The sequence below is a fragment of the Asticcacaulis sp. AC402 genome, assembly GCF_000495835.1.
Classification (GTDB): Bacteria; Pseudomonadota; Alphaproteobacteria; order Caulobacterales; family Caulobacteraceae; genus Asticcacaulis.
The window spans coordinates 55,022-70,990 of sequence record NZ_AWGC01000013.1; the positions used below are offsets into that span (position 1 = coordinate 55,022).

Here is a 15,969-nt window from a genome sequence, read left to right on the forward strand (position 1 = left end):
GTACGTTCTCTGGCGCGCTTGCCAACCCACGATGAGTCAAGATTTTCGCGGGTTGGTATTACAGCCATCCCATCTGGCGGGCGATGCGGCAGGCATCGATGCGGTTGACGGCGTTCAGCTTCTGCAGGACCTCCGACAACTGGTTGCGGATCGTGCCTGGCGCCTTGTCAAGCATGCGGGCGATGGTCTTGTTGCTGTGGCCCTGCTCGGCCAGCCGCAGAAGTTCACGGTCGCGGTTATTGAGCGGGTCATCCGTTTGCGACAGGTCGCCAAGTTGCGGGTCGATGATCTTTTCCCCCGCCATCACCCGACGGATAATCTGCGCCAGTTCGCGCGACGGCGTGTCCTTGAGCAAGTAGCCGCGGACGCCTGCGGCTAAGGCGCGTTGCAGATAGCCCGGACGGGCAAAGGTGGTCACCATGACCATGGCGGTTCCCGGCGTCATCCGTTGCAGATGCAGGGCCAGGTCGATGCCGCCCATGTCGGCCATCTCGATATCGCTGACGACCAGGTCGGGGCGGCAGTCGGCCAGTATATCCAGCGCGGCACGACCGTTGGGCGCAGTGCCCACTACGGTGAAGTCATTCTCCAAAGCCAGCAGACTGGCGATCGCGCCCAGGACCAGGGCCTGATCCTCCACGACCAGTATACGGATCATGAGAGCGCCTCCAACGGAATACGGGCTGACACTGTCACACCTTGCACGGCTTCGATGGTGACTGTCCCGCCGAGATCGCCGACACGGCGGCGTATGCCGTCCAGGCCGTTGCCGAAGACGATGGTACCGCCACGGCCATCGTCACGGATTTCAAGGCAAAGAGTCGCGTGGTCGCGCCGGATATCGATGGTGCAGGCCGTGGCTTGGGCATGGCGGACGACATTGGTCACGGCCTCGCGCATGACCATAGTGACAGCATGCTCCAGCGGTGGTGGAAGGGGCCCGGCGGTGTTGGAAATCGAGAGCTCGATGTCGGCGGCTTCGAGCAGGGCGCGGACGTGGCCCGTAGCAGCGATCAGGGTCGACTGGTTCAGACCACGGATCGCTGCGCGGATCTCCTGCAAGGCTTCGCGGCCGACGGCGTTGATGGCCTCCAGCTCTGACCGGGCCCGTTCGGGTTCCTGATCGATGACGCGTGACGCAAGGTCGGATTTCAGAACAACCGTCGAAAAGGCATGGCCGACGATGTCGTGCAGTTCGCGCGAGATACGCTCGCGCTCACCCATGACGGCCAGGGCCTCGGCCTGGGCCCGGGCACGGATCAGCTCTTCGGTCTGGTCCTGGAGCAGGCTGTTGGCGGCGGTTGCGGCCGCGGCCAGCCCGCCGAAAAAGAGGACGCCGAAGCCAAAGATCCACGACACCCATCCGATGCCGACCGCCAGGATCGTAGCGGCTATCATCCCGCCCAGCCAAAGGTAGCGCAGCCGGCCACGCTGGCTCTGGACCGCAATCATGACCGCGAACAGCATAATGATACTGGCAGCGGCGGTCAGTTGCCCCAACCCCAGGGATATGGCGGCGATGACGGCGATGCCCGGCCAGGCTTTGCTCCCGCGCAGGTCGAAGGAACCGTAATAGGCAATCAGGAACACCGGCAACGCGGCCAGAGAGGCTTGCCAGTCCAGGTGCCTGGGCTTTTCGAGGAACCACGGCCAAACATACATCAACAGGTAGGACAGCCAGATAGTCGGTCCATCCAGCGCCAGGCCTAAGAATCGTCTGCGTTTAATCTGCGCCATCGGCCTTCAGCATAAGGAGACCGAGTTCGCGGGCAAAACCATGGAACGGATCTCCGCCCTGGGTGCCCCTGTTGGTCATCACGGAGACAGCCATACCATAGTCCGGGAACAGCATGAAACTGGAGGATGACCCTTTGGCGGTGCCGTTGTGATGGACAACGCGGATTTTCTTGCCATCGACCTCGATCTCACCAACCCGCCAGCCGAGAGCATAGTTCTGCACGTTCACGGTGCCGTCCTTCAAGGTCTGCGGTGTCCAGAAGGCGTCGCGCACGGCCGGCGGGACCAGATCATTCCCGATCCAAGCGCCGCCAAGGCTGGCGAGATCCTGCGGCGTGGCGAGAAAGCCGCCACCAGCCCATTTTATGCTATCGTCAGTGGGCAGGGCGTCGCGGTAATTGCCGTTTTCAACCTCGTAGAAACGGACGCGGTGGTCTTCAGGGAGGGTGCGGTCGTCGGGCTTTAGTCCGTTCAGGCCCAGCGGGCCGGCGACATGCTTTTGTACGAGGTTGAGATAGGTGTCGCCGCCGGCGCTTTCCATGACGCCGCTGGCCAGAACCGTGCCGTAGGTGGAATAGGAAAAGCCGGCCCCGGGCTCAAACAGCAGGGGCGAGCCGGAAAAGGTGCCGACCGCAGCGCGGACACTGTCAAAATGGCGGGTGTTTTCATAGTCCCAGATGGGGGCGCAAACACACATGCCGTAATGGCGGATACCTGCCGTATGTGACAACAGCTGCCGCGTCGTGATCGGATGGCCCTTGTCCGGGAAATAACCAATGTAACTCGTGATGGGTTTGTCGAGATCGAGCTTGTTTTGGGCGACCAGGATCGCGGCCAGGGTGGCGTTGACCGCCTTGCTGCTGGAGCCGATGCGATACTGGCTTTGCGGTGTCGCGGGCGTCCGGGTTTTCAGGTCGGCATAGCCCTGGGTGTGAGACCATACGATCTTGCCATCGATGCCGACGGCGGCCGACAGGCTGGGATAACGGCCGGTGGCGTATTGCTCGTTGAGATAGGCGGCCGCCGCGTGGGGTTCGGCGGGCACGGATGCCGCCTTTTCTGGCAGGGCGTTCCAGCCAAACGGCCAGACGATCAGGGGGCGGAAGAGGAGATAGATGGCGAGGCAGAGGAAGATCCCCAGACCCGCCCAGAAGAATTTGCGCATCGGTTGTCACCTTTGATGATGTGGTGACAGGGTGAGCCACGAAACCATCCGCCGGAAGTGACAGATGTCACTGCCTGACAGCTTATCCTCCACCGCTTGCGGGAGACGTGGCGAGCGAGCGGAGCCGAAGGCGTAGCAAGTCGAGACAGAGGGGGAGCCGGGAGCTTGTGACGCCCCCTCCGTCTCGACGCGTTTCGCCCCAAAAGAGGGCTCACTTGCTCGACACCTCCCCCGCAAGCGGTGGAGGATAAGGAGCGCTATCCACCGCAGCTTTCGCGGATAATAAGCTGCGTCGGTATCCGCGTCATCTCGACGGGCTCGCCATCGATCAGGGCGGCCAACGTATCGACCAGAACCTTCGCTGCCGTCTTGGTATCCTGGCGCACCGTGCTTAGGGCCGGATTGATACAGGTACAGGCCCACAGGTCGTCGAAACCCATCACGGAAACATCCCGTGGCACATTCAGTCCGCGTTTCTGCAGGCTCTGTATCGCGCCGATGGCCAGCAGATCCGTCACGGCAAACACAGCATCGAAGGCCACTCCATCGTCCAGGAACCGGTCGATCGCAGCCGCCCCCTCCTCACGCGAGATGAAACAATCGATGGCCAGGCTGTCGTCCGGCCGCACCCCCGCCTGGGTATGGGCGCGCATATAGCCCTTGTAGCGTTCGAAAAATTCGGAATGACGCTCCGATGCCTCCCCGAGGAATACGATGCGCTTGCGGCCCAGCTTCAGCAGGTGGGCCACCGCTGTATAGGCGCCGCCTTCATTGTCGGATCCGATAAAGACATTGGGCGTTTCTGGCATGACCGGCCCGAACACCACCCACGGCTCGCCGACCTGGCGCAGAGCCTCAACCTTTTGCAGATAGGTCTCAAAATCGCGATAGCCCAGAAAGATGATGCCGTCTGCACGGCGCGAAAAACCGTAATCGGCGCTCCAGTTGGCGTTCTGTTTTTGCAGCGACATCAGGACGTCAACACCCTTGTCACCCGCATAGTTCATGATCTGGCCGATCAGCGGCAGGAAAAAAGGATTGATCGTATTGTCACCCTGGTCGATGTCTTCCGACACCAGGACAGCGATGGTGTTGATCTTCTTCGACCGCAGCTTGCGGGCATTGATGTCGACCGTGTAGTTCAGCTTGGCTGCCGCATCGAAGACGCGCTGGCGCACCCCCTCGCTGACCGAAGCCGGCCGCGACAGGGCACGCGACACCGTGGCCTGGGAAACCCCGGCGAGAGCGGCAATATCAATGGAAGTAGGGCGTCTCATCTGCATCTTTTTGTTATTTGTGACCATGACACCGCCTCAGGGTTTAGACAAGTAGTCGCCCATAATGGCAGCGACCCATTCCATAAAAGCGCGCGACCGCCGGGCCTGATGGCGGCGGCGCGGTGCGCGACAATGCCAGCTGAACGCGATGATTGCTTCGCGGACGCCCTTGAGCAGGGCGGGACTGCCGGACGATATCGGCGGGGTGGTATCGCTGTTGCTGTCAGACGAGGCTGGCTGGATCAACGGCCAGCGCATCGAAGTCGCTGGCGGGATTCACACCTGATTGCCGCGTAGCGGCCTTAAGATAAGTGGGTTCACAGATTTCACAGATTAGAGGGATTAATACCAGCCCGCGATGACCTTGACTCATCGCGGACTGGCAAGCGCGCCAGCGCATGTTTCTTGGGCGCCCGAGCTTATGCGAAGAGCCATGGGGGGCGCCTGGTCCGGCGCTTGAGCTGAAAAAATGCGAATACAAAGCGTCACTCTTTATGTGGCTTGGTATAAGAGGCGCTTAGCGTAGTCCAAGGCGCCCTTTCTTGCTTAATCCCTCTAATCTGTGAGATCTGTGGACCCACTTCCTTAAAGTCCGGTCAGATCCACCACAATCCGGCGTTCGGCCGTATGGACCTCCGGCACTTGGGCCAGAGTGAAGGGAACATAGAAGCTGACACCTTCCAGTGGCTTGACATCCAGCAGGTCGCCAGCGCCGAAATTGTCGACATTGACCACCTTGCCGATCTCGGTTCCGGCCAAGTCGAAAACCTGCATACCAATCAGGTCGGTGACGTAATATTCGTCTTCGTCCGTGTCCGGAAGATCGGCGCGATCGACATACAGCTTCAGACCCTTTAGCTTTTCTGCCGCCGTACGGTCGGGCGCCTGTTCGGCGAAGACCAGCAGCGCGCCCTTGTGGGAACGCGCCCTGGTCACCACCAGGGCCGGCTTGCCGGCGGCATCCAGAAGCGGGGAATATTCCAGCAGGCTGATCGGATCGTCCATAAAGCTCATCAGCTTGAACTCGCCCTGGACACCATGGGGTGCGCCGACCTGAGCGACGAGAACCAGATTGGGTTTTGTCATCAGAAAAATCTCAAAATAAAAGGGCCGGATCGCTCCGGCCCTTTCGTATGTGGGAATCCGCAGCAAAGCTTATTCCGAAGCGGGAGTTTCGTCAGCCACGGCGACTTCGACTTCCGGTTCTGCAGCGGCTTCTTCGACGACCGGAGCCGGAGCGGCAGCAGCAGCGGCGGCTTCTTCACGGGCGGCGGCCTCGGCGTCGAGACGGTCCTGCTCGCGTTGGGCGCGTTCAGCGGCACGTTCCTGGGCCTTCTTGCCCGGGGTGCCCTTCTTCGGGTTGTTGCTGGCGGTCCAGGTGACCAGGCCTTCCTGCGACAGGAAGCGCGCGACGCGGTCGGTCGGCTGGGCGCCCTTCTTCAGCCATTCGGCAATGCGCTCCGACTTCAGGGTGACGCGGACGGCGTCCTTCGGCAGCATCGGGTTGTAGGTGCCCACCTTTTCGATGAACTTACCGTCGCGCGGCGCAGTGCTTTCGGCGACGACGATGGTGTAGTACGGGCGCTTCTTGGAGCCACCGCGGGAGAGACGAATCTTAAGCATGTTCAGTTCCTTGGTTTGATCGCTTATTTCTTGGTCGGGTTAAAAGGCTTGGAGCCGGGCAGGCCCGGTAAGCCGGAGAAGGGGGAGCCGCTGGCTGGACTGCCGAGACCGGGCAGCTTGATGCCGGCATTGCCGGCCATCGATTGGATCTTTTCGAGATCAGCCTGGGACGGGCCGCCCGGAGCGTTGAGCGTCTTGGCCATGTCGGCGATCTGGGACGGATTGGGCATGCCACCGCCGCCCATGCCAAACATTTTTGCCATCTGACCCATGGCACCGCGGCCGTTGGAGCGCGACATCGCTTTAAAGGTATCGGCCATCTGGCGGTGTTGTTTCAGCAGGCGGTTGATTTCCATGACTTCGACACCGGCGCCGGCAGCGATACGGCGCTTGCGCGACGCGTTCAGCACGTCCGGCTTCTTGCGTTCCATCTTGGTCATCGAGGTGATGATGGCCACCTGGCGGTCGAAGGTCTTATCCGAGATATTCATCTCGTCGATCTGCTTCTTGGCCTTCTGCACCCCCGGCAACAGATTCATGATACCGCTCATCCCACCCATGCGCTTCATCTGGCGCAGTTGTTCAGCCAGGTCGTCCAGGTCGAACTGACCCTTGGCCATCTTCTTGGCCATGGCGGTTGCCTTGGCCTGGTCCAGTTCCTGGGCCGCCTTTTCGACCAGGGCGACAATATCGCCCTGACCCAGGATGCGGCCGGCAACGCGGCGGGCATCAAAGACGTCCAGGGCCTCGACCTTTTCGCCGGCGCCGAGGAACTTGATCGGCAGGCCGGTGACGGCGCGCATCGACAGCATGGCGCCGCCGCGGGCGTCGCCGTCGGCGCGGGTCAGGATAAGACCGGTCAGCGGCAGGCGTTCATGGAAGGCGGCGGCCGTACGCACGGCATCCTGGCCGGTCAGGCTGTCGGCGACCAGGAAAGTTTCGACGGGGTTGGCGATGCGCGCGATCTCGGCGGCTTCGCTCATCAGCGCTTCGTCGAGCGTTGTGCGGCCGGCGGTGTCGAGGATCAGGACATCGAAGCCCTGAATCTTCGCGGCCTGCAAGGCGCGGCGGGCAATGTCGGTGGCGCTTTGGCCGGCCACGATCGGCAGGAAGTCGACGCCAACCTGTTCGGCGAGCAGCTTGAGCTGCTCCATGGCGGCCGGACGTCGGGTGTCCAGCGAAGCCATCATGACCTTCTTGCGGTCGAACTTGGTCAGGCGCAGGGCCAGTTTGGCGGAAGTCGTGGTCTTGCCGGAACCCTGCAGACCGGCCATCAGGATGACGGCGGGCGGTACAGCATTCAGGTTCAGCGGTTCCGGCTCTTCGCCGCCCAGCATGTCGATCAGGCCGTCATAGACGATCTTGACGACCTGGTCGGCCGGCTTGACCGCCTTGATGATCTCTTCGCCAGTGGCCAGTTCCTTGGCCTTTGTCATGAACTGACGCACCACTGGCAGGGCGACGTCGGCTTCCAGCAGGGCGACGCGCACTTCACGCAGGGCTTCGTCGACATCCTTTTCCGAAAGGACGCCACGGCCTGACAGGCGGTCAAAAAGACCGGATAGGCGCTCGTTCAAGCTGTCGAACATGATCTCAATTCTCCGTTCGCGTCCGGTTTGCACCCAAACAGAAAATCCCCGAGGGCGCCACGCGCTGTCGGGGATCCTTCCCATCCTCTGTCCAAGCGCTGTGCCGGGGTCGTGATGACGAAGGGTTCTGAATTAGAGCACGCCAAAGGCGCGCGATGTGGCGGGGTTTATGGCGGAAACGGATCGGAGAGTCAAGTCAGCGGCCGATAACATATTGAACGATCTCTTGAGGCGCGCCCACTCCCCGTGAAGGTCGGCGAAAGCGGTATTCAGGGATTGCCTGCACCCAGGTACAGATTGAGGGCCATCGTTTTCAACACTTCGGACTGCCACGGCGCATCCAGTTTACGGACATCGCGCTGGGCCGCCGCGATCAGGTGACGGCGCAGGACCTCATCGGTTGTCAACGCCCGCAAAGCCTCCGCAGCCGCAGACACATCCGGCTCAGCCCAGACCTGGTCGCTGTCACGGACAACAATACAATAGGGACCGTCGGGGTCTCGGATTGGAATCGTCCGCACCGGGATCAGTCGCGAATTATTGTCATTCATAAAGTCGATATTGCCGGACCAGCCGGTAGCGATCACCCCAACCCCAGACGCCATGGCTTCGGCAAGCGTCAGGCCAAATCCCTCAGAGCGGTGCAGCGAGATTAACACATCGCTGGCCGCTATCAGCCCATCCATGTCAGCATCCGAGAGGCGTTGCGTGATCACCCGGATATCGGGCCGGATGGCCACAGCATTTGTCAGACGCTGCTCGCTATCGCGATCGCCGGACATATCGCTGACCTTGAGCGTCAGGCGGGCATGCGCCGCCGGTAAAGGAAACGCTTCGCGCCAGGCTTCCAGGACACTCCACGGATTCTTGCGAACCGCACCGGACTTGGTGTCGAACAGGCACAGCACCTCACACAGGTCGGGGTCCAGACCGAACTTCTGCTGAGCATCATGATAGGGGATGGCGACGGGATGCGGTGCCGGATGCGGCATGACCCGCAACCGCGAGCTCAGATCGTCGCGACCAGCCTGCCGGAAGGCCTTGACCATGGCGTCATGGACGAAGCGGGACGGCAGCCAGATTTCGTGCAAATAATCGGCCAGCCATACCCAATCGGCTGGCGCCTTTGGCGTTTCCCATGCCCAGTAGCCAATGCGATAGCGATGCGCCCAGGTTTGCGGCGCATGCGCCATGAAGGCGACCAGGCATTCCGGCGCATTGGCATGGATAAGCCACACTCCGCCGTCGCCGGGCAGTTTCGCGCCCTGGAACACCAGATGTTTGAACGCCGGCCGCAAATCGTGTTCGATCGGGGAAAATCCGGCGGCTTTCAGCGCCCGCGCGGTCATCCGGCCGGCCCGGCCGATGCCCAAGGTTTCGCGCAAAAAGCCGGAAACGACCAGGGGGCCGGGTTTGGGTGCAACAGCGCCCGCCTTTGTCCAGGAGCCGCAACGGCCGCGCGCCAGCAGGTTGAGCCCACCATGGATGAGGGGCAGGCGATAACGCAGAGGCAGGTAGCGCAACCCGGGCATGATGTAGAATGTTCTTGAGCTGGAAATGGTCTGACCCAGCTTAGCGCCCGTTGGAAAACAAATGAAGCGGCATGTTAGAGCGGAATGCGTTTTGGTGGGATCAAAACCCCGCACTATATTTTTGTTTTGTGGCGCAATTTATCCGAAAAGTGCTGCACAATTTGTCGGATTGCGCTCAAATTGAAATCAAAGGGCTCGCTATTCCGGTCGACCGCATGAACTCGTTATTATCCAACAAACCTAAGCTAGGTTCAAAGACCCAGCCAGCGCCGGCGTTGTGTCCAGTAGGTCTTAAACTGATCGGCCTGTAGTTCGTCTTCGAACGTGACCACCTTGGTCAAATGATCGCCCGCGGGATCGGAGCGGACCGAGATGGAATCGGCGTCCTGAATCGAAGCGGCTTCGACAAACTTGAAAAAGGCACCGAAGAAGGCGTCGCTTTCCGACTCGGTACTCAGATCGAACTCAAGACTGACCACGCCCTTACCTCACTAACAACGACGGAAGCTATCCAAGCCCAAACCATGCCACGGTGTCGATGCAGATGGCTTCCCGAAAATGTCAGGATCCTGCAAAAACTGTGCGGTGCACAATAACAGTTATCAAAGCCCAAATCTTGGGAAGAGTCAAAAAGAATATATGAAGGATTAATAACATGCTTGGTCGCGTATAATCTCAAAACCCTACCCGGTAAGGGGTGACAGGGCTGTCATGACAAATTGTGTTAGGATTTAAGCGGTGTTGGCTGCGGTGTTGGGCACCTCTTCGTCCGGGGTATTGCGAGCCGCCGGTTGCGACAGTTTTTTGATGTTGCGCGCCGGCATTTTACGTTTTTTCGCGGCGCGCCCCCTCTGCCGGCTGTTACGCGGCGGGCTGATCCAATACGGCAGCGTCATCGAAAGTATTGCGGCCCGCCGGCTGCAACAGTTTTTTGATGTTGCGCGCCGGCATTTTACGTTTTTTCGCGGCGCGCTCTCTCTGCCGTCGGTTACGCGGCGGGCTGATCCATTACGGCAGCGTCATCGAGAGTATTGCGGCCCGCCGGCTGCAACAGTTTTTTGATGTTGCGCGCCGCCTGGCGAATACGGTGCTCGTTCTCAACCAGGCCGATGCGAACATAGCCTTCCCCGTATTCGCCGAAGCCCAGGCCCGGCGCAACGGCGACATGGGCCTCTTCGATCAGCAGCTTGGCAAATTCGATCGAGCCAAGATGTTCGAACTTCGGCGGGATCTTCGCCCAGGCGAACATCGAAGCCGGCGGCGCCGGAATATCCCAGCCGGCGCGCTTCATTGAGTCGATAAGAACATCCCGGCGCGCTTTATAGGTCGCGCGGATCTCGGCAACGTTCTCCTGCGGCCCGTTCAGAGCGGCGGCAGCAGCGACCTGGATTGGTGCAAAACCGCCATAATCCAGGTACGACTTGACCCGCGACAGGGCGGCGCAGATTTCTGAATTGCCGACCACCATGCCGATGCGCCAGCCCGCCATGGCATAGGTCTTGGACAGCGAGTTGATTTCGACCGAACGCTCCCTGGCGCCGTTGACCTGCAGCAGCGACGGCGGCGGGTTATCGTCAAAATAGATTTCCGAATAGGCGATGTCGCTCAGGACCAGCAGGTCGTGCTTCTGGGCGATCTTGATGACCTCCTTGTAGAAGTCGAGATCGACCCACTGCGCCGTCGGGTTGGACGGATAGGAAACAATCATCACCGACGGTGCCGGCACGGAGTGCTTCACAGCCTTGTCGATGCCCGACAGGTATTGTTCAGGCGACAAGGCCGGGACGTGGCGAATGACCCCGCCGGCCATCAGGAATCCGAAAGCGTGGATGGGATAGGCCGGGTTCGGACAAATGACGGTATCGCCGGGCGCCGTTATAGCCATGGCCAGGTTGGCAAAGCCTTCCTTAGAGCCGAGCGTCGCCACGACTTCGGTATCAGGGTTCAGCTTGACGCCGTAGCGGCGGTCGTAATAGCCAGCCATGGCCTTGCGCAGGCCCTGGACGCCCTTGGAAACGGAGTAGCCGTGGGTCTTGGGCTTTTTGACCGTTTCGATCAGTTTGTCGACGATGTGAGGCGCGGTCGGCATGTCGGGATTGCCCATGCCGAAGTCGATGACATCGACGCCCTCTGCGCGCAGCCGTGCCTTCACCTTGTTGACTTCTTCGAAGACATAAGGGGGCAGACGGCGGATACGATAGAAGTCGCGCATGACGGGTTGGAGCCTGAAACGGGGTTACAACAGAACCCTCCGTATGGCGCATCCGGTGATATTTGTCACGTCAGTAAGAGCAAAATTTTGGCTTGAAAATCGGCGTTATTGGGAAATTTTTGCGTCGGGTGAGAAAATTACGCACGCAACGATGCGTCAGGCACCGGCGATGCTCCTTATCCCCACTTGAGGGGAGAGGGCAGGGTGAGGGGTTCCTACTGACAGATACATCACTCTGCCCTCCGGGGATTAGCGAAGAACCTGCAAAAATGAGACCGCAGGAGCGAACAGGAGACCCCTCACCCCCGCCCTCTCCCCTCAAGTGGGGAGAGGGAGTCAAAAGCAGACCTGGTTAGTCCTGCAAACACGCCTTCAGCCGTTCTATCGGCGTGGCAATGATCGCCATGGCCGCTGACGCCTTCTGGTTCGAGCCACGCAGCACTGTTGTTTCGGAGTTCAACGTCGAAGTCCCGGCCTGGCCGGGAAACACCGAAACGTTGCAGGTCGTGCAGCTATCCGATATCCATGTCGACGACGTCCACATGCCGCCTGAGCGTGTCCGCGACATTGCAAAACGGGTCGAAGGCCGGAAACCCGACGTCATCCTGCTGACCGGGGACTATATTGGCGGCGACGTTCTCAAAGGCCGAAAGGAATTCGGCGCCCGCCCTCTCCGCTCACCGGAGAACGTAGCGCTCCCGGCTGGCGCCGCCACACTGACTCTGACACATAATGCCGGCCAGGTCCGGTTACCACTGATCGGCGCGCCGGTAAGGGTCGTTCGACATACCGAAGATACAGCCGACGGCTACGAAGTCATCAACAACCGCATCCTGATCGTAACGCGCGGTCTGGGTTCCAGTGGTCTGCCGGTCAGATTCGGCGCACCACCACAGATCATGGTGCTGAACATTAAGCCAGGGACAACGGCGAAGGTGACAGAGAGGCATTGAACGAAAAAGCCTTCTCCCCGTTCTTTCACGGGGAGAAGTAAAAAGCTACAGCGTCGCCGCGCGCTTCAGGAAGCTCTCGACCACCGACTTCATCTGGTCGGCTTGCTGCGACAGGCTGTGCGAGGCTTCTGTCACGGCACCGGACACTGTGCCAGCCTCTTCAGCGGCGTGGTTTAGCTCTTCGATCGTTGCGGAAGCTTCACCGGCGCCGCGCAGGGCCGAGGACAGGCTGACGGTGATTTCTCGGGTGGCCTGGACCTGTTGCCGCACAGACTCGGACGTGTTTTCCGAAATGCCCTGCATCTGGACGATGACCCCAGCGATGTTGCCAATCTCCGAAGTGGTCCGGTCGGCGGCGCGCCGCACATCGCCGATACGGCCGCGGATCTCCTCGGTCGCCTTCGAGGTCTGTTCGGCCAAACTCTTGACCTCGTGCGCCACGACGGCAAAGCCGCGACCGGCGTCACCAGCGCGCGCCGCCTCGATGGTTGCGTTCAGGGCCAGCAGGTTGGTTTGCTTGGCGACCGACGAGATCAGGTCGACGATTTCATTGATGCGGCTGACGGCCTGGGTTAGCTCGGCCACAGCATTTTGGGTATGTTCGGCGCGACTGGTGGCGTCACGGGCGACCCCGGCCGAAGCCGTCGCCTGGCGGTCGACTTCAGAGATGGTGGCGCCAAGTTCTTCCGAAGCAGCAGCGACCGCGCTCATCGAATCGCGCACCGAGAAGATCGAGGTCACCGCGGAATGGGCGCGGCTGGCGTTTTCGGACGAAGCCGAGGTCAGGATCGAGGCCGACTGCTCCAGATGGCTCGACGCCTTTTCGACGCCGCGGATCAGGCCGCTGAAATCGCGGTTGAAACCGCCGATCAGTTGCTCCATTTCGACGGCACGGGCCAGGCGAGCGCGCGACGCTTCCTCCTGTTCGAGCGCCATGGCTCGACTCTGCTGGGTCACATCCTTGAACACCTGCAACGCCTGGACCACCTGGCCCAGTTCGTCGCCACGCTGGAGCTTCGACGGCTCGACCGACATGTCGGCGTTGGTCAGTCGATGGGTGGCGTCGGCAATCGCCTTGATCGAAGTTGACGTGCTGCGTCCAATGATGACACCCAGCCCGCCGGCGGCGATGGCAGCTATGGCTGCCAGAACGGCAATGACCAGGACATCACGTTGCGCCGACTTAACGCTTTCGGCGGCCTCCGCCTTGGCGCGGGCTTCGGTGCGCTTCAATACCTTCTGGACGATGGCATCTGTGTTTTGTTCTGACGCGGCATAGGGCGGCAGGAAGGAGATGGCCGCGTTCAGGTCGATTTCCAGCATAGACGAGACAAACTCAACGGCCCCCTTCTGGGTCTCGATCTCCGTGGTCATCTCCGCGAAGGCCTTCTTGTCTTCGGCATCGCTCAACTTTTCGCCACGCGCCTTGACCTTGTCCTGCAACGACTTCAGGCTTTCGGCGATCTTGGCGGTATTGGCAGCTGAGCCCGTGACCGTGTCACCACCCGCGCGAGCCGCCAGAGCATTGTAGAGGTCGCGGGCGTCGCCACGCAGCTCGGCGCGAACCTCACCCAGGAACAAGGCATTGTCCATCACGCCGTTGACCACGGTGTCCATGCGTTTGGTCTGGGTCTGCAAGGCGAGGGTAGCGGCCATCGCGAGTACGACGATCAGAGCCATCGCCACCATGGACGGCACAAGAAATTTCCAGATGAAAGGCCAGTCAGACGGGCGCGCAAAATTCGTCCGGGGCCTTGGAGACAAGCGGTTTTGAGCCTGAGAGGTCATATGGGTCTCACATAAAACTGAACAGAGGCGCTGCCGGGAAAGCCAGCAGCGCCGAAAATTACCAACGTTTACTGAGGGTCACAAAGACCGTGGCCGGCACTTTGAAGCCCGAGGTCTGGACCTGTTTGCCGCCAACCAGGTTCTGACCGCTGGCCGCGATCGTCATATTGCTTCCGAGGTCATAGCTGACATTGGCAGCCAGGGTCGTGTGCGCGGGGACCTCGACCACGACATACGAGGAAGGCGTGTAAGAGGTGAAGTCGCCGGTATAGTGAAGGAAGGTATCGACCGTCCACTTGCCGCCTGCCCAACCAAGTCCGACGTTGCCGCGTGTTTTCGGTGTCATCCGGGAGAAATCAGCTTTCTGCGCCGGCAGCGCTACGCCGGGATAGGCCTCGTCGGTTACGTCGGTTGCCGTTACATCGGCATTCCAGTGGAAGGCCTGACCCAGTCTTCCGGAGGCGGATAACTCAAAGCCGGTCATTTCAGAATCGGCGACGTTCTGCCAAGACACAGCCGGCAAACTGGTCAGCGTCGGCATCTGGAACAGGGCCGTTGATGACGGCTGACCCTTGATCGCCTCGCTTTTCTGGCTGAAAACGCGCACGCCCAACTTGCCTGAATCGAAGGTGCGATCGTAACTGAGTTCAAGATTGTCGACGACTGTCGGTTCAAGGAAAGGGTTTCCCATAAAGGCGACCGAAAAACCGGGATAGGGCACTCTCAATTGCAGCCCACCCAACTCGACGAGACTTGGCAGTTGGGCGCCGCGCGCTGCCATCAAACGTAACGAGTCGCGGTCACTGACGCGCCAGACGGCGCCGAGATTGTAGCTCACCTTCGAGATATCGCGGTCCCAGTTGGCATTGCTGGCCAGCGGAAAACCGGGCGCAAAACTGCCCTCACGCTTCAACGACAAGGTATCGTTGCGCACCGCCGCTGAGACGCTGAAGGAATCGCGGACCGCCCAGTTCCACATGGCCGAGGCCGACACGACGTCATAACTGACCTTGCCGCCGGCAATGGGAGAGGTCGTAAGCTCGTTGTTTCTGGCTTCCAGACCCAGCCTGATGGTGTGTTTGGCGCCGATCTTGAACAGGTCCTGAACGCCGACATGGGTGATCACATTGTCGTAACTACCATTGGCGTGCACCAGGAAGACATTGTGCTTGAGGGCATTACGGTAGGCAACAGCGCTTATCACCCCGATTTTCGTATCGGACGTCAAGCCAAGCTTGACGGAACTGGTCAGGTACTTAGACGGCACGGCCTCGAACAGGGAGATCATGTCATTGGTCTGGCTGTTCGATAAGGAGGTCTCAAAGCGAACTTCGGTCTTCTCGCTGACGGTCCAGACCGTATCGACATTCACAGTAGCTTTTGACACTTCTGCACGATAGCCGGCGGCCCTGCTGCCAAGGGTGTTGTCCCATTCGTCGGCGCGCGAGGCACCTGCGGAAATACGGGCGGCGATCGCCGAAGCCGGGCGGAAGGTATGAGTCAGCGAAGCTTCACTACCGTTGCGCGAAGATGCCGATACCGAACCACCGTCGACATCGTCGTAGCGGGGATTGAAAGTGATGATATTGACGACGCCGGAAACTGCGTTGAAACCAAACAGGGCGGCGTTCGGACCTTTTACAACCTCGATCTGGCGGATTTCCGACAGTTGGACAGGAATGGTCGACCAGGCTGTGTAGCCGTAGTGGTCGAGATAGACCTGGCGCCCGTTGACCAGAACCAGCAGACGCGGCGACATCGGCTGGTTATAGCCGCGCACCCCGATGTCCGCTCCGTAGGTCGACCAGTTAAGCACATCGATGCCTGGCACCCGGCCGAGCAGGGTTGGCAGGTCATGGGCACCTGAGCGCTTGATGTCTTCCGCCGAAATGATGGTCATGTCGACGGGGACTTCGGTCGAGCGCTGGGGCGAGCCGGTGGCCGAGGTGGTGACCGGTTCTCCGAACAAAGCCTCCAGCGACCCATAATCGATCGACTGCGCGGCAGCGCCGCCGGTCAGGAAGGGCAGGCTCACAAGAGCTGCTGCAAAGAGAGGGGTTATTTTCCGCATGGTACAAACTCCGGCGCGATGT

General features: G+C 60.5%; 15 protein-coding genes. 2 read left to right on the top strand and 13 right to left on the bottom strand.

Going from position 1 to position 15,969, the window contains the following annotated elements; translation table 11 throughout:
- Positions 1-58 precede the first annotated feature (58 nt).
- The 4 genes from ABAC402_RS27840 to ABAC402_RS27850 all read right to left on the bottom strand — a co-directional run bounded on the left by ABAC402_RS27840 (position 59) and on the right by ABAC402_RS27850 (position 4,179).
- Positions 59-658 carry a response regulator transcription factor gene (locus tag ABAC402_RS27840; protein WP_023448999.1) on the bottom strand — a complete coding sequence of 200 codons (600 nt, stop codon included), beginning with the start codon at positions 656-658 and terminating at the stop codon, positions 59-61.
- On the bottom strand, positions 655-1,737 hold the full coding sequence (locus tag ABAC402_RS39185) for a sensor histidine kinase (RefSeq protein WP_023449000.1): 1,083 nt from the start codon (positions 1,735-1,737) through the stop codon (positions 655-657). The genes ABAC402_RS27840 and ABAC402_RS39185 overlap by 4 nt, the downstream gene beginning before the upstream one ends.
- Complete coding sequence (locus ABAC402_RS27845; RefSeq protein ID WP_023449001.1) at positions 1,724-2,902, bottom strand: serine hydrolase; 1,179 nt, start codon at positions 2,900-2,902, stop codon at positions 1,724-1,726. The genes ABAC402_RS39185 and ABAC402_RS27845 overlap by 14 nt, the downstream gene beginning before the upstream one ends.
- Positions 2,903-3,159: 257 nt before the next feature.
- Positions 3,160-4,179, bottom strand: a complete 1,020-nt coding sequence (locus ABAC402_RS27850) for a LacI family DNA-binding transcriptional regulator (protein WP_235079930.1) — start codon at positions 4,177-4,179, stop codon at positions 3,160-3,162.
- Between the two features lie 169 nt (positions 4,180-4,348).
- On the opposite strand from ABAC402_RS27850, the gene ABAC402_RS39695 reads away from it, so the two are divergent.
- Positions 4,349-4,465 (top strand): SDR family oxidoreductase, encoded by a 117-nt coding sequence (locus ABAC402_RS39695; protein ID WP_235079931.1) that lies wholly within the window; start codon positions 4,349-4,351, stop codon positions 4,463-4,465.
- A gap of 299 nt (positions 4,466-4,764) precedes the next feature.
- On the opposite strand, the gene rimM is transcribed toward ABAC402_RS39695, so the two are convergent.
- From rimM to ABAC402_RS27885, 7 genes are all read right to left on the bottom strand, one after another.
- Positions 4,765-5,265 (bottom strand): ribosome maturation factor RimM, encoded by a 501-nt coding sequence (gene rimM / locus ABAC402_RS27860; RefSeq protein WP_023449004.1) that lies wholly within the window; start codon positions 5,263-5,265, stop codon positions 4,765-4,767.
- Positions 5,266-5,334: 69 nt separating this feature from the next.
- Complete coding sequence (gene rpsP, locus ABAC402_RS27865; RefSeq protein ID WP_023449005.1) at positions 5,335-5,802, bottom strand: 30S ribosomal protein S16; 468 nt, start codon at positions 5,800-5,802, stop codon at positions 5,335-5,337.
- A gap of 23 nt (positions 5,803-5,825) precedes the next feature.
- Positions 5,826-7,391: a signal recognition particle protein gene (gene ffh, locus ABAC402_RS27870; RefSeq protein WP_023449006.1), complete on the bottom strand. Its 1,566-nt coding sequence runs from the start codon at positions 7,389-7,391 to the stop codon at positions 5,826-5,828.
- 269 nt (positions 7,392-7,660) lie between these two features.
- Entirely contained in the window at positions 7,661-8,923 is a 1,263-nt protein-coding gene (locus tag ABAC402_RS27875) for a glycosyltransferase (RefSeq protein WP_023449007.1), read from the bottom strand.
- Between the two features lie 251 nt (positions 8,924-9,174).
- Positions 9,175-9,402 carry a hypothetical protein gene (locus ABAC402_RS27880; RefSeq protein WP_023449008.1) on the bottom strand — a complete coding sequence of 76 codons (228 nt, stop codon included), beginning with the start codon at positions 9,400-9,402 and terminating at the stop codon, positions 9,175-9,177.
- A gap of 252 nt (positions 9,403-9,654) precedes the next feature.
- Positions 9,655-9,819 carry a hypothetical protein gene (locus ABAC402_RS40155; protein WP_155847347.1) on the bottom strand — a complete coding sequence of 55 codons (165 nt, stop codon included), beginning with the start codon at positions 9,817-9,819 and terminating at the stop codon, positions 9,655-9,657.
- Between the two features lie 92 nt (positions 9,820-9,911).
- Positions 9,912-11,135, bottom strand: coding sequence for an LL-diaminopimelate aminotransferase (locus ABAC402_RS27885; RefSeq protein WP_023449011.1), 1,224 nt, complete (start codon positions 11,133-11,135; stop codon positions 9,912-9,914).
- A 395-nt stretch (positions 11,136-11,530) separates the two neighbouring features.
- Here ABAC402_RS27885 and ABAC402_RS27890 point away from each other — a divergent pair, with 395 nt between their 5' ends.
- Positions 11,531-12,088, top strand: coding sequence for a hypothetical protein (locus ABAC402_RS27890; RefSeq protein WP_023449012.1), 558 nt, complete (start codon positions 11,531-11,533; stop codon positions 12,086-12,088).
- Between the two features lie 45 nt (positions 12,089-12,133).
- Here ABAC402_RS27890 and ABAC402_RS27895 read toward each other — a convergent pair whose 3' ends face one another.
- Together ABAC402_RS27895 and ABAC402_RS27900 are read right to left on the bottom strand one after the other, a co-directional pair.
- Positions 12,134-13,777, bottom strand: a complete 1,644-nt coding sequence (locus ABAC402_RS27895) for a methyl-accepting chemotaxis protein (RefSeq protein WP_023449013.1) — start codon at positions 13,775-13,777, stop codon at positions 12,134-12,136.
- A gap of 157 nt (positions 13,778-13,934) precedes the next feature.
- Entirely contained in the window at positions 13,935-15,947 is a 2,013-nt protein-coding gene (locus ABAC402_RS27900) for a TonB-dependent siderophore receptor (RefSeq protein ID WP_082179882.1), read from the bottom strand.
- Positions 15,948-15,969 lie beyond the last annotated feature (22 nt).